Origin of the sequence: Methylobacterium indicum, assembly GCF_017347565.1 — a bacterium.
In the GTDB taxonomy this organism is placed as follows: domain Bacteria; phylum Pseudomonadota; class Alphaproteobacteria; order Rhizobiales; family Beijerinckiaceae; genus Methylobacterium; species Methylobacterium indicum.
Genome location: NZ_AP024145.1, coordinates 3,808,646 through 3,822,457, shown reverse-complemented (window position 1 = coordinate 3,822,457; position 13,812 = coordinate 3,808,646). Strand labels below are relative to the sequence as shown.

The window sequence follows — 13,812 nt, the reverse complement described above, 5'->3', positions numbered from 1 at the left end:
GCCGGTCGCCGGCCCGGTCGCCGGCCCGGTCGCCGGCTTCAGCAGATTTCGCCGAAGTGGACACCGGTTCGGCGGCAAAAATCTGCGACAAGACAAACACCTCAGCGGGCGAAGCGTCGGTCTGCCAACGCAAGCCTGCTGAGGGCAGCCGAGGTGCCGGGCGGCGTGCGTCCGCTCAGCGGGCGTAGCGGCGGCCGAGCAGCGCGGTGCCGAGCACCGTCAGCACCAGGGTCGCGCCGAGCAGGATGAAGGCCAGCGCCGCGCCGAACGGCCAGTTCATGCCCTTCGAGAACTGGTCGTAGACGGCGGGCGCCATCATCTTGAACTGCGAGCCGCCGAGCAGCACCGCGGTCGCGTAGGTGTTCATGCACAGGATGAAGACGAGGACGCAGCCCGCCACCGTGCCGGGGAGCGCCAGCGGCCACACCACCCGGCGAAACACCGTGAAGGCGCTGGCGCCGAGATTGGCCGCCGCCTCCTCGACCGCCCGCGGGATGCTCTCGATCACCGAGGACAGGGTCAGGATCATGTAGGGCAGCACCACGGCGATCGTGCCGACCGCGACCGCGCCCGGCGTGTAGATCAGTTGAAGCGGGCTCGCGGTGATGTGAAGGCCGCGCAGCGTCGCGTTGATGAGCCCGTTGTTGCCGAGGAGCCCGAGCCAGCCCGCCGCACGCACGACGTTGCCGACCAGCAGCGGGATCAGGGTCAGCACGGTGACGAGGCTCTTCCAGCGGCTCTCCATCCGGGCGAGCCGGTAGGCCGCGGGAAAGCCGAGCGCCAGGGTCAGGGCCGTGCAGGTGAAGGCCATGACGAGCGTCGTGCCCATCACTCCGCGATAATACGGGTCGGCGACGGCGTTGAGGTAGTTCTGCGCCGTCGTCGCCTCGACCATCAGCTGCGTCGGGCTGTATTGGTTGAGCGAGATGCGCGCGAGCAGCACCATCGGGCCGACCAAGAGCGCGGCGACGACGAGGAAGGCCGGCAGGATGAGGGCGAACACGGCGGACCTTTAGCCTTGGGGATTCGTCGATTGCTGGGAGAAGAGGTTCGGCACTCACCTCTCCACCTCGCTGGGTCATCCCGGGGCCGCGAAAGCGGAGCCCGGGATCCAGACACTCGGATGGTTCAGGACGATGCGGGCAGCGGCCCGCCCCGTTCGCGAGCATCTGCGGTTCTGGATTCCGGGCTCCGCTTTCGCGGCCCCGGAATGACGCGGAGGATGAAAGGGCTATCGCGAGTAACGAGTCGATCCGACAGCCTACCCCTTGAATTCCTTGTTCCAGAAATCCGAGAACGCCGCCTGCTGCGCCTGCATCGTCGCGTAGTCGAGCGGGCGGAGCTTGGCCTGCTGGGCCTCCGTCAGGCTGATCTGCTTGGCGAGATCGTCCGGGAGCTTGGCGTCCTTGACGGTCGGCACGTAGCCCATCTTCTGCGCGAAGGCGACCTGGGCCTTCGCGTCGAGCATGGCGTTCAGGTACTTGAAGCCGCTGTCCTTGGCCCGCGAGTTCTTCGGCACGCCGGCCTCGAACAGGATCGGCAGGGCGCCCTCCTCGGGGATCGCCATCTCGACCGGGATGCCGGCCTGCTTCCACATGAAGCCGCGGGCGAGCCACATCAGCGAGATCCACACCTCCTCGGACTTGAGCGCCGCGGCCAGCGTCTCGTTCGACGGGTAGACCTTCGGCGAGAGCGCCTTCAGGTCCATCAGGGCCGCCTTGCCCTTGGTGAAGTCGGTCGGGGTGCCGCCGGCCCCGATATTGGCGCCGGCCATGTTGAAGTTCCAGAGGATGTCGGAGAAGCCGACCCGGCCCTTGTACTTGGGGTCGAAGATGTCGGCGTAGCGGGTCGGCGGGGTCGTGACCTTGCTCGGGTTGTAGAGGATGACCATGGCCGAGTAGATGTGCGGGATCGAGTGCGGCTTCTTGAACACGTCGATCACCTGCGACAGGCGCGGCACCTCGGCGGCCGGCACGGTCTCCAGCACGCCGAGCTGGCTCAGCATGTAGCTGTCGATGTCGTTGATGCAGGCGACGTCCATGCTGCCGCGGCGGCTGGTGCGCTCGGCGATCAGCTTGGTCCGGCGCGGATCCTGGTTGGCGATGTCCTGCGACACCTCGATGCCCTGCGGCTTCATCAGCGGCACGTCGATGTTCTGCTGCAGCAGCGCGCCGTAATCGCCGCCCCAGGTGCCGACGACGATCGACGAGGATTCGGCCCGGGCGGGCAGCGTGCCGGCGAGGCCGAGGGCGGCGCTGCCGACCATGAGATTGCGACGGGTGATCATCGGGCGGGGCTCTCTGCTGCCGGGATGACGCGGGCGGCGTCGGGGATCCAGGTGATGCGGACGGGATCGCCGGCCGCGAGGCGGCGGCGGGGATCGTCGGGAAGCGGCGTCGGGCTCACGGCGACGATCGCCTCGCCGGCCAATTCCAGGTGGTACTCGGTGCGCGCACCGAGATAGGTCACGGCCCTGAGCCGCCCGGTGCCGGCGGGATCGGGCGCGACCGCGATCCGCTCGGGCCGGATCGCCAGCATGCCGCGTCTGGCCGCGGCGTCGGGCGCGCAGGGAACGGCGGCGCCGCTCGCCAGGCGAAACACGTCGGCGCCCTCGCGCGTGCCGTCGAGGAGGTTGCAGCGGCCGACGAAGCCGGCCACGAAGGTGTTGGCCGGGCGCTCGTAGAGGTCTTCCGCGCTGCCGACCTGGAGCACGCGGCCGTGCTCCATCACCACCAGCCGGTCGGCCATCGCCAGGGCCTCGTCCTGGTCGTGGGTGACCATCAGGGTCGTGAGGCCGAGCCGCTTCTGCAGCTCGCGGATCTCCAGGCCGACCTCGGAGCGGAGCTTGGCGTCGAGGTTCGACAAGGGCTCGTCGAGGAGGAACACCGCCGGGCTCACCACCAGGGCGCGAGCGAGCGCGACGCGCTGTTGCTGGCCGCCCGAGAGCTGGCGCGGCAGCCGGTCGGCGAGCGCGTCGAGGCGCACGAGCCGCAGGGCCTCGGCGATGCGCCGGTCGCGCTCCGCGCGGCCGACCTTCCGCATCTCCAGCCCGAAGCCGACATTGTCGGAGACGCTCATGTGGGGAAACAGCGCGTAGGACTGGAACACCATGCCGGTGTCGCGGGCGTAAGGCGGCAGCCGCGTCACGTCGCGCCCGCCGATCACGACCCGGCCGGCACTCGGCTGGATAAAGCCCGCGACCATGCGGAGCGTCGTGGTCTTGCCGCAGCCCGACGGCCCGAGGAGGGCGACGAGCTCGCCCTGGCGGATGTCGAGGTCGACGCCGGCGACGGCGGTGGCCTCGCCGTAGCGCTTGGTGAGGCCGTCGAGGAGAAGCGTGCCCATCAGACGATCCGCGACAGCTTCACGAAGCGGTCGGTGACCAGCATCAGGATCGTCACCATCAGGATCTGCGCGGTCGCGACGGCGGCCAGGGTCGGGTCCATTCGGAATTCCAGGTAGCTCAGCATGGCGACGGGCAGGGTGGTGCGCCCCGGGCCGACGAGGAGGAGGTTGAGTTCGAGGTTCTCGAAGCTCGCCACGAAGGAGAACAGGGCGGCGGCGACGATGCCGGGCCGCAGCATCGGGAGCGTGATGCGGCGAAACACCGTGAAGGGCCGGGCGCCGAGATTGGCCGCCGCCTCCTCCGCCGCGCGGTCGAGGCCCGCCAAGCTCGCGGTGACGAGGCGCACCGTCCAGGGGATCGTGATCAGCACGTTGGCGGCCACCAGACCGCCCAGCGTCGCCTTGATGTCCATGTCGAGCCAGTCCTCGGCCCGGAGCGTGAACATGTAGAGGGCCGAGCCGGCGACGATCGCCGGTACCGCCAGCGGCGCGAGCAGGAAGGTGTTGAGGAAGCCGCGCCCCGGGAGGTTCGACCGCGCCAGGGCGAGCGCGGCCGCCGTGCCGAGGGGCACGCCGATGGCGGTGGCGGCCAGCGCGATCTGGAGCGAGGTGAGGAAGCCGCGGGCGAAGTCCCGCTGCGCCCAGGCGTTGAGGTACCAGCGCCAGGTCAGGCCCTCGGGCGGGAAGGTGACGATCTCCTGGTCGAAGAACGAGGTCACGATCACCGTCACGATCGGCGCGAACACGATCGCGTAGGCGAGGACGACCGCCGCCAGGAAGGCGATGCGGCCGAGCCGGACCGACAGGCCGGGACCGGCTGCGGGGGAGAGGGAGGCGACGCTCATGCGGTTCACGGGTTCGGGTCGGGCGCCGGCGCGGCAGCTGACCTATTTTTAAGACAGGTGTTTGCCCTTGTGGCAAGATGGATGCCAGGATGCCGGACGTTCACGCCACCGCCTCGCGGAAGCGGGGATCCGCGAAGGCGGCATCCCCCGCCGGACCGGCCACGAGCTGCGGCAGCACCGCCTTCCAGGCCTCGATCAGGTCGCGGTAATAGTCCGGGTCGGGCCGCAGCACGGTCTGCACCCCCATGCCGCGCATCAGGTTCACCGTCAGGTTGAGGATGATCCGGGCCTGCCGCGGCGGCCGGGCGTCGGAATCGCAGAACTCGACCCAGATCGCGTCGAGGGCGGCGTGGAAGCGCTGCACCACCGGGATCAGGCAGTCCCGCAGGTCCGCGTCGGTGCGGGACTCGTTGATGAGTTCCATCGAGAGATGGAAGAACCGGCCCGAGAAGAGCGGCCACAGGAACTCGACGAAGTCGGCGAGGGGCAGCGCCCCCGAGCGCACGTCCCGGGAGACCGCCTTGATCTCGGCCGTGCCGTCGGCGAGCACCGTCTCGAGCGCCGCGAGCACCAGGTCGGCCCGGGTCGGGAAGTGGTGCAGCAGCGCCCCGCGGGAGACCTGCGCCCGCTCGGCGATCTGTTGCGTCGTCGCGGCGTGGTAGCCGACGGCGTAGATCTCGTCGATCGTCGCGCGCACCAGCCGCTCGCGGGTCGCGAGGCTGCGCGCCTGGGGCTGCCGTCCGGTCTGCGTCACCGATCCTCCCGCCCATGAGCGCCTGAATAAAAAACAAGCTTGCCTGTTTTTTTCTCGCTGTCCAGTGTGCCGCCACGCCCGCGCGCCCTCATCCCCCGGTCGCGCCGCACGACACAGGGACTGCCCCGCATGAGCGCCGACCTCGTCCTGTTCCGCAACGCCCGGGTCCTCGACGGCACCCACGACACCGCCCTCGACGGACACGACGTGCTGGTCGAGGGGGGCACCATCCGGGAGGTGTCGGACAAGCCGCTGACCGCCTCCTCGGCGCGGGTGATCGATCTCGCCGGGCGCACCCTGATGCCGGGCCTGATCGACTGCCACGTCCACGTCATCGCGACGATCCCCGACCTCGGCGCCAATGCCGAATTGCCGGATTCCCTGGTGGCGCTGCGTACCGCCAAGATCATGCGCGGGATGCTGATGCGCGGCTTCACCACCGTGCGCGACCTCGGCGGCGCCGATCACGGGCTGGTCATGGCGGTGCGCGAAGGACTGATCGACGGCCCGCGGCTGGTGATCTGCGGCAAGGCCCTGTCGCAGACCGGCGGCCACACCGACTATCGCGGCCGCTACCATTCCCGCGACGTGAGCCACTACGGCACCAAGCTCGGCGCCATGGGCCGGGTCTGCGACGGGGTCGACGCGGTGCGTCGCGTGGCCCGCGAGGAGATCAAGGCCGGGGCCGACTTCATCAAGATCATGGCCAATGGCGGCGTCTCCTCGCCGACCGACCCGATCGCGTTCCTGGGCTACTCGGTGGAGGAGCTGCGGGCGATCGTCGAGGAGGCGACCAATGCCCAGACCTACGTCGCCGCCCATCTCTACACCGACGCGGCGATCCGCCGGGCCGTCGAGTGCGGGGTGATCTCGGTCGAGCACGGCAACCTGGTCACGCCCGAGACCGCGCGGCTGATCCGCGACAAGGGCGCCTACGTGGTGCCGACCAACGTCACCTTCGACGCGCTCGCGAAGGAGGGCGCATCCCTGGGCTTGCCGCCGGCCTCGGTCGCCAAGATCGAGGACGTGCGCGAGGCGGGTCTTGCCGCCCTCGAGACCCTGCACGCGGCGGGCGTGATGATGGCCTACGGCACCGACCTGCTCGGCGAGATGCACCGCCACCAGTCGGAGGAATTCGTGATCCGCGGCCGCTGCCTGCCGGCGATCGAGGTGATCCGCTCGGCCACGGTCAACGCCGCCAAGGTCGTGCGCCTGGAGGGCAAGGCCGGCGTGGTGGCGCCGGGCGCCTTCGCCGACCTGATCGTGGTCGACGGCGATCCGCTGGCCGATCTCTCGCTGCTGACCGGCCAGGGCCGGCACATGCCGGCGATCATGATCGACGGGCGGTTCGTGAAGGACGAGCTGGCCGCCTGACGCGCCGTCCGGGCGAAGGCATCCCCGCGCCGAGCGTGCCGGCGGATCGTTCGCCGATCCTGGTGCGGGGGGCACCCGCCTCAGCAGATGTCGCCGAAGTGGACACCGGTTCGGCGACAAAATCCGCGACGAAACAAGAACCTAAGCGGGCGAAGCGTTGGTCTGCCACGGTACGCGACCCTGGCCGGGAACCGTGCAGCCAAGCTTCATGACCCGTTGCAAACCAACCCCTTTTCCGGACGACTGAAGCGAAGCGGAAGGAGATCCGGAATCCAGCACGAAAAGCCGCGAAGCGTCTCATTGTCTGCGACGGTGCAACAGGGTGAGCCGCTTCGCGGCATGTCCTCTGCTGGATCCCGGATCTCCTTCCGCTGACGCTCCAGTCGTCCGGGAAAGGGGGTGGAACGCCCGCGGGTGGCCTCCACTTTCTTCAATGTCGTGTACCGTGTTGGCCTGCCAACCAAGTCCGATTAGCCGATGCACCGATGGTGCCCGGTCGAGACCGGGCCCATCGGCGTCGAGCGCTCGTCGCGCTCAGCAGACGCGCGACTTGACGCTGCCGCAGGTCGGGGCCGGCGGCGGGCAGGCCGGAGCCGGCGGGGGGCACGGGGGCGGGCAAGCCGGCAGGCAGCAGCCGCCGGCCACGGAGCCGAGGGACTTGGCGTCGAGCTTCTTCATGATGCCATTCTCTGTTGTTTGCAGGCCTGTGGTTCGGCTGCGAATGCAACTTGAGCGACGTCACGAATGCTGTCTATCGGCCATCCAATACTTTTACATTGAGCAATATATAGAAACATAAGAAATATTTTCTCCGCAAGGACTTAGATTGTTAGAGCGCAGAATGCGTAGGTATTCTTGATCCTGATCCGGCGACCGCACCGGCACGGACGGGTCGGGATCGGCCGCGTCGCGACGGTGGGCCTTCCAGGTCGGGCCCGGTGCGACGACGGCGGCCGTCTCTCCCACCGGGCCGGCCGTCCGGATCCGGGACGAGCGAACTCTACCCCGTAGAATTGGCCCGGATCGTCATGTTCGGCGAGATGCACCCGCCGCACCGACAGCTGTCCGGCAATTCTGTAAGTGCATCAAATCAGACCGAGCCGTGCCGGTCGATGCGCAAATACGCTTAACGATTCGCGATTACGAAGAACCCGATCCGATAGGATGACGACGGGGACGAAGTGCCATGCGGGGCGGAGTAACGATCGCGACGAAGCTGGGGCTCTGTCTCGCCGCCCTGGCCCTTCTGATCGGGGCGACGGGGGGCCTCGCGCTGCTGGAGCTGCGCCGGGTGAACACGGCGGCCTCGGACCTGCGCGACGTCCGCGTGCCGGCCACCGACATCCTCGGGTCGATCGGCATCAACATCATGCGCCAGCGGGTCAACGCCTCGCGCCTGCTCACCGCCGACACGCCCGAATTCCGGACCCAGGTCGCCGGACAGATCGCCAAGCGCGACGCGATCCTCGCCGAGCAGTTCACCCGTTTCGAGGCGCTGCCGCTGTCGCAGGCCGAGCGCGACCTCTACGCCGAGTTCCGCCGGCACCTCGCCGCCTATGCCGAGCACCAGCGCCGGGCCGTCGCGAAGGCGACCGAGGGCGACGTGGCCGGCGGCCAGCGGATCTACAACACCGACATGTCGAACGGCGTCATCGCCATCATGGGGACCTGGGAGAAGCTGGTCGCGCTGAACGGCACCGGCTCCAAGGCGAGCGGCGACCTGATCGAGGAGACCTATGTCAGCGCCAACCGGAAGATGCTGGCGCTGATCGGGCTGGGGCTGCTCGTAGCCGGCGGCGCGCTGGTGCTGGTGCGGCGCGGCGTCTCCGGGCCGCTGCGGGCCATCACCGCCGTGACCCAGCGCCTGGCCGGCGGCGACACCGCCGTCGCGATCCCCGGTCAGGGCCGGACGGACGAGATCGGCGCGCTGGCCGATTCGGTCGTGGTGTTCCGCGACAACCTGATCCGCAGCCGCGCGCTGGAGGAGGAGACCGCGCTCGCCCGCGCCTCGGCCGAGGAGCAGCGCAAGGCCGGGATGCGCCAGATGGCCGATACCTTCGAGGCGGCGGTGGGCGGCATCGTCGGCGGCGTCTCGGCGGCGGCCACCGAGCTCGAGGCCACGGCGCGCGCGCTGAGCGGCAGCGCGGCAGGAGCGGCCGGCCAGTCGGGCGCCGTCGCGAGCGCGGCCGGCGACGCGGCGGCCAACGTCACCGTGGCGGCGGCGGCGGCCGAGGAGCTCGGTGCCTCCGTCCAGGAGATCGGCCGCCAGGTCTCGGGCTCCGCCGAGCTGGCGCGGGCCGCCGTGACCGAGGCGACCGAGACGATGGCGCTGGTCCAGGACCTGTCGCAGGCCGCCGCCAAGGTCGGCGACGTGGTGGCGCTGATCTCCGGCATCGCGGCCCAGACCAACCTCTTGGCGCTCAACGCGACGATCGAGGCGGCGCGGGCCGGCGAGGCGGGACGCGGCTTCGCGGTGGTCGCCGCCGAGGTCAAGCAGCTCGCCAACCAGACCGCCAAGGCCACCGAGGAGATCACCGCCCAGATCGGCCGGATCCAGGGCTCGACCGGCCAGGCCGCCGCGGCGATCGACGGGATCGGCCGGCGCATCCGCGAGATCGACGGCGTCGCCGGTGCGATCGCGGCGGCGGTGGACCAGCAGGGCTCGGCCACCCAGGAGATCGTCCGCAACGTCGCCGAGGCCGCCACCGGCACCGGCGCGGTCACCGGCACCATCGCGACCCTAGCCGAATCGGCCGGGGAGACCGGGGCGGCGGCCGCACAGGTGCTCGGCGCCGCCTCCGAGATGTCGCGCCAGTCCGAGCACCTCTCGGCGGAGGTCGCGCGCTTCCTGGCGACGGTGCGGGCCGCCTGAACCAGTGGTCGGGCGGTCTATCCCGCCGCCCGGACCACCCGCGCCCCGGCGCCTTCCGCGTCCGCGCATTGCGCGTCCGTGGCGCCCGCGTCGGTCACCAGCGTCCAGCGGCCCGGCAGGGGCGCCCAGGCGCCCTGCGTCGCGCGGCCGAGCTTGGACGAATCCATCAGCACCACCACCTCGGCCGCCTGTTCCATCATCAGCGACTTGAGGGAGACCTGCTCGAGCGCCGCCTCGCACAGGCCGCGGCCGGCCACGAACCCGTCGCCGCTCACCACTGCCTTGTCGGCGGTGAGGCGGCGCAGGGCGGCCTCGGCGAGGGGGCCGAGCGTGCTCATGCTGCCGGGCCGCACGGCGCCGCCGAGCACCGTGAGCGCGAGGCCGGGCGCACCGGCGAGCACGCCCACCAGCGGCAGGTTGTTGGTGACGATCGCGTGGCGGCGCCCGGCGAGCCCGGCCCCGAAGGCCGCCACCGTCGAGCCGCCGTCGAGGATCAGGATGTCGTCGTCGGTCAGCAACGAGAGGGCGGCCCGCGCGATGGCGGCCTTCTCGGGCCGCGCCTGCGCCTCGCGCTCCGGCAGGCTCGTCTCGGGGAGCGGGTGGGCGATCACCGCGCCGCCATAGGTGCGGGTGATCGTCTTCTCGCTCGCCAGCCGTTGCAGGTCGCGCCGGATCGTCGAGGCGGAGACGCCGAAGCGCTCCGCCAGTTCCTCGACCACGACCTCGCCGGCCTGGAGCGCCTCCAGCAGCAGCGGGTGACGGTGCCGGCCGCGGGTCATGGCCGTCAGACCGCCCGGCGCGGGGCCAGATCGACCGCTTGGCGCAGGGCCTCGACCAGCGAGCCCTCGTCGGCGATGCCCTTGCCGGCGATGTCGAAGGCGGTGCCGTGATCGACCGAGGTGCGGATCACCGGCAGGCCGACGGTGATGTTCACCCCCGCCTCCAGGCCCAGCACCTTGATCGGGCCGTGGCCCTGGTCGTGGTACATCGCCACCACGAGGTCGTAGTCGCCCCGGCCCGCCAGGAAGAACAGGGTGTCGGCGGGCAGCGGCCCCTCGACCCGCCAGCCCCTGGCCCGGCAGGCTTGAACCGCCGGCGTGATTTTTTCCGCCTCCTCGCCGCGGCCGAAGAGGCCGTTCTCGCCCGCATGCGGGTTGATCGCGCAGACGCCGATCCGCGGATTCGCGAGTCCCGCCTTGACCAGGGTGTCGTGGCCGCGCGCGATCACCCGCTCGACGAGGCCCGGCTCGATCCGCGCGATGGCGTCGATCAGCCCGATATGCGTCGTGACGTGGATCACCCGGAGTTTCGGCGAGACCAGCATCATCGAGACTTCCGGCGTGCCGGTGAGCGCGGCCAGAAGCTCGGTATGGCCCGGATACTTGTGCCCGGCGGCGTGCAGCGCCTCCTTGCTCAGGGGCGCGGTGCAGATCGCCGCGGCCTCGCCGGCCTGGACCACCTGGACGGCGCGCTCGATGTAGCGGAACGCCGCCTCGCCGGAGACCGGCGAGACGCGTCCGAACGGATGATCCTTCGGGATCAGCCCGAGATCGACGCAGGCCACGGTGCCGGGCGCGTCGGTCGCCTCGCGGGGCGAGGCGACGGCCTGCACCGTCAGGTTGTTTTCGACGATGCGGCCGGCCTCGCGCAGGCGCTCGGCATCGCCGATCACGACGGGTCGGCAGAGCGCCGCGATGTCGGGCCGGGCGAGCGCCTTCATGATGATCTCGGGGCCGATGCCGGAGGCATCGCCCATGGTGATCGCGACGGTCGGTCGGCTCATGTCGGAGACCCTTCGTGTCTGATGGCCCGGAGGTGATGGACGGCGCGCAGGAGCGTGTCCTCGCTGCCGAAGGCGCCCGCCTTGGTGACGATCGGGACGGCGATCCGGCCCCGCGTCACCCCGAGGGAGACGCCGGGCTCGATCTCGTCGACCAGCGCCAGGCCGTCGACCCCGAATCCGGCCAGGAGCGCCGCCGCGGTCTCGCCGCCGGTCGCCACCAGGGCGCCGAGATGGGGAGCGGCCGGGGCGAGCAGCGTGCCGAGCGCGGTCGCGAGGCGCGAGCCGATGGCGAGATCCGGCGCCTCGCCCATCGCGACCTCGACCAGCACGTCGTCCCCGACGGCGAGGCGGGCGCCGACCGAGTCGCACCAGCGCCGCCGCTCGGCCTCGCCCGCGTCGAGGAGCCAGTCGGGCGCCACCGGGACGTGGCGCAGCCGCGTCCCGGCCGCCAGCCTGCGGGCCGCGGCGCGGGAGATGGCCGCGAGGCTCCCCACCACCACCAGCGTGCCGCCCGGGCCGCTCGCGACCGTCCGGGCCGGGGCGGGCGACGCGGCTTCCGCCGCCGCCAGGGCGTGGGCGAGGCCGGCACTGCCGACCCAGACGAGGCCGGCCGCGTCGAGGGCGAGGCCCGCCGCCGCGATCCGGGCGAGGTCGTCGTCCTCCACCGCATCGAGCACCGCGACCGCGGAAGCCCGCGACGCGGCGTCGAGCGCCGCGCGCAAGGATTCGCCGCCGGCCCGCACGGTCGCGAGCGGGATCGTCGTGCTGGTGAGCCCGGCCCCGTCCAGCATCGCGGAGAGCGCACCGGTCGGGTAGGTGTGGTCCCGGCGCCAGAGCTCGGTCTCCGCGAGCGGCCGGCCGGCGACCCGGATTTGCCCGTCCTCGGTGGTGCGGCCGGTCGCCGGGAAGGCCGGCGCCAGGATCGCGAAGGCGCCGCCCATGCGCCGGCGCAGGACGTCGAGGGTGGCGGCGAGTTCCGCCGCCGGCTGCCCGCGCAGGGTCGAGTCGATCTTCTTGAACACGGCCCGGTCCGGGTCGTGCAACCGCTCCGCCAGGGCGGCGTGGCGGGCCGCCGCGGCGTCCGGGCCGAGCTGGCGGCTGTCGGCATCGTGCGACAGGACGGCCTCTCCGGCACCGGGCCCCGCCTCGCCCCATTGCACGCAGGCCGTGGCCCCGCGCCGGGCGAAGGCGATGGCGCAATCGGCCGCGCCCGTGAGGTCGTCGGCGAGGATGAGCCAGCGGCGCGTCATGGCTCAGGCGCGCTCCGGCACGGGCGCGGCCTCGGCCGGCTCGGCCGCGCCGTCCGCCGGCTCGCCGAAATGCCTGGCGGTCCAGGCGGTGGCGAGCGGCGTGAGGATCGCGGTCACCACCACGGTCGCGGCGACCAGCACGGTCGCGGGGGCGGCGGCCTCCGCATAGGCCGGGTTGGCGGCGGCGATGATCGCCGGGACCGCGGCGGCGTTGCCGGCGGTCGAGGAGGCGGCCACCCCCGCCACCCCGGTGCCGCCGGTGAGCCGGTCGGCGAAGAAGAGCGGGATGCCGGTGAGCACCGTCACGGCGACGCCCAGACCGAGGCCGAGCAGACCCGCCTGCCAGATCTTGGTCAGGTCGAGCCCGGTGCCGAGCGCGAAGGCGAAGAACGGGATCATCACCGGCACGGCCCGGCCCAGGAAGGCGCGCATCTCGCGGTCGAGGTTGCCCAGCAGCATGCCGACGAGGAGCGGCAGGATGCTGCCGACCATCGTCTGCCAGGGAAACGCCGACAGGCCGGCGACGCCGAGCGTCACCATGGTGAGGAAGGGGCCGGATTCGAGGCACATGATCGTGTAGGCGCCGACGTCCCGCGGGCGGCCGTACTGGCCCATCAGCGCCATGTAGAGGCCTCCGTTGGTGTCGTTCATGGCGGCCACGATCGCCAGCGTCGAGAGGCCGGCGAACAGCCCGGCCCCGATCGGCGCCTCGCCGAGCAGGCGGCCGAACACCACCCCGAGGATCATCGCGATGCCGACCTTCACGACGAGCAGCGTGCCGCCCTTCTTGACGATGTAGGGCGTGGCGCGAAAGTCGATGCTGGCGCCCATGCAGACGTAGAACACCGCCAGGATCGGCAGGGCGCCGGTGAACAGCGCGCCGGTGAACGAGCCGAACACCTTCGGGGTCGTCGGGAACAGGGTGGCGATCACCGCGCCGATCAGCAGCGGGACCACCATCATTCCGCCCGGCACGCGCTCGATCGCGCGCTTGATGCGGATTCCGCCCAGGTCCTTGTCCGCTTCCGTCGCCATGCGTTCCTCCGATGCGGAAATCGCGCATCGAATGGCGCGATACTCCGTCTGTTATTGCTTGAAGAGCGCAGAACGACGGGGGAGTCAATCGCGAGATTGCGCGATGTACGCATAATAGGCGGGCGGAGTGCGCGGGACGGGCGGGATCGGGGCTCGGGTGGGTCGCTGCGGAGCCGGTGGACCGATCGACCGCGGGTAGTACGACTCCGTCATTCCCGGTCGTCGTCGCTCCGGAACAGGGTGTCGTCGGTCTCAAGCGCGAGATCCCCTCTCCCCGCGGGCGGCTGGCGTATTCACACAACTCGGTTCGAGCGCATTTCCATGTGAGAGTAACGAGCCCTTTCTTCCCCTGTGGCAGGGCTATCCGAGGAAAGAATAGCGCGCCTCCCCTCTCCCGAGTGGGAGAGGGGTCGGGGGTGAGGGTGACACGCTACAATGTAAAGCGCTGAGCATCGTGCCGGCAGCGGGACGTTTCGTACTTGATCCTGAACCGTGTCACCCTGCGCGATCTTCGATCGCCCCTACCCCTCTCCCACACGGGCTAGCATGTTCAC

General features: G+C 71.0%; 12 protein-coding genes. 2 read left to right on the top strand and 10 right to left on the bottom strand.

From position 1 onward, the window contains the following. Positions 1-175: 175 nt before the first annotated feature. The 5 genes from miv_RS17830 to miv_RS17810 all read right to left on the bottom strand — a co-directional run bounded on the left by miv_RS17830 (position 176) and on the right by miv_RS17810 (position 4,944). The gene (locus miv_RS17830; RefSeq protein WP_207177970.1) at positions 176-1,003 is read right to left on the bottom strand and encodes an ABC transporter permease; all 828 of its coding nucleotides are present in this window, start codon (positions 1,001-1,003) and stop codon (positions 176-178) included. Between the two features lie 258 nt (positions 1,004-1,261). Further along, entirely contained in the window at positions 1,262-2,287 is a 1,026-nt protein-coding gene (locus tag miv_RS17825) for an extracellular solute-binding protein (protein ID WP_048429013.1), read from the bottom strand. Continuing rightward, entirely contained in the window at positions 2,284-3,345 is a 1,062-nt protein-coding gene (locus tag miv_RS17820) for an ABC transporter ATP-binding protein (protein WP_207177968.1), read from the bottom strand. Before miv_RS17820 ends, miv_RS17825 begins: the two co-directional genes overlap by 4 nt. Continuing rightward, positions 3,345-4,190, bottom strand: a complete 846-nt coding sequence (locus tag miv_RS17815; protein ID WP_207177966.1) for an ABC transporter permease — start codon at positions 4,188-4,190, stop codon at positions 3,345-3,347. The genes miv_RS17820 and miv_RS17815 overlap by 1 nt, the downstream gene beginning before the upstream one ends. 100 nt (positions 4,191-4,290) lie before the next feature. After that, positions 4,291-4,944: a TetR/AcrR family transcriptional regulator gene (locus tag miv_RS17810; protein WP_048429016.1), complete on the bottom strand. Its 654-nt coding sequence runs from the start codon at positions 4,942-4,944 to the stop codon at positions 4,291-4,293. 129 nt (positions 4,945-5,073) lie between these two features. Here miv_RS17810 and miv_RS17805 point away from each other — a divergent pair, with 129 nt between their 5' ends. Continuing rightward, positions 5,074-6,318: a metal-dependent hydrolase family protein gene (locus tag miv_RS17805; RefSeq protein WP_207177964.1), complete on the top strand. Its 1,245-nt coding sequence runs from the start codon at positions 5,074-5,076 to the stop codon at positions 6,316-6,318. 534 nt (positions 6,319-6,852) lie between these two features. Here miv_RS17805 and miv_RS17800 read toward each other — a convergent pair. Beyond that, positions 6,853-6,996, bottom strand: a complete 144-nt coding sequence (locus miv_RS17800) for a hypothetical protein (RefSeq protein WP_165602103.1) — start codon at positions 6,994-6,996, stop codon at positions 6,853-6,855. Between the two features lie 508 nt (positions 6,997-7,504). On the opposite strand from miv_RS17800, the gene miv_RS17795 reads away from it, so the two are divergent. After that, entirely contained in the window at positions 7,505-9,190 is a 1,686-nt protein-coding gene (locus tag miv_RS17795) for a methyl-accepting chemotaxis protein (RefSeq protein ID WP_207177962.1), read from the top strand. Positions 9,191-9,207: 17 nt separating this feature from the next. Here miv_RS17795 and miv_RS17790 read toward each other — a convergent pair whose 3' ends face one another. The 4 genes from miv_RS17790 to miv_RS17775 are packed head-to-tail and all read right to left on the bottom strand — an operon-like array spanning position 9,208 to position 13,258. Further along, on the bottom strand, positions 9,208-9,969 hold the full coding sequence (locus miv_RS17790) for a DeoR/GlpR family DNA-binding transcription regulator (protein WP_207177961.1): 762 nt from the start codon (positions 9,967-9,969) through the stop codon (positions 9,208-9,210). 5 nt (positions 9,970-9,974) lie between these two features. Beyond that, on the bottom strand, positions 9,975-10,973 hold the full coding sequence (pdxA, locus tag miv_RS17785) for a 4-hydroxythreonine-4-phosphate dehydrogenase PdxA (protein WP_058619873.1): 999 nt from the start codon (positions 10,971-10,973) through the stop codon (positions 9,975-9,977). Then, on the bottom strand, positions 10,970-12,223 hold the full coding sequence (locus miv_RS17780; RefSeq protein WP_207177960.1) for a four-carbon acid sugar kinase family protein: 1,254 nt from the start codon (positions 12,221-12,223) through the stop codon (positions 10,970-10,972). The genes pdxA and miv_RS17780 overlap by 4 nt, the downstream gene beginning before the upstream one ends. A 3-nt stretch (positions 12,224-12,226) precedes the next feature. Beyond that, positions 12,227-13,258: a 2-keto-3-deoxygluconate permease gene (locus miv_RS17775; protein WP_280529451.1), complete on the bottom strand. Its 1,032-nt coding sequence runs from the start codon at positions 13,256-13,258 to the stop codon at positions 12,227-12,229. Positions 13,259-13,812 lie beyond the last annotated feature (554 nt).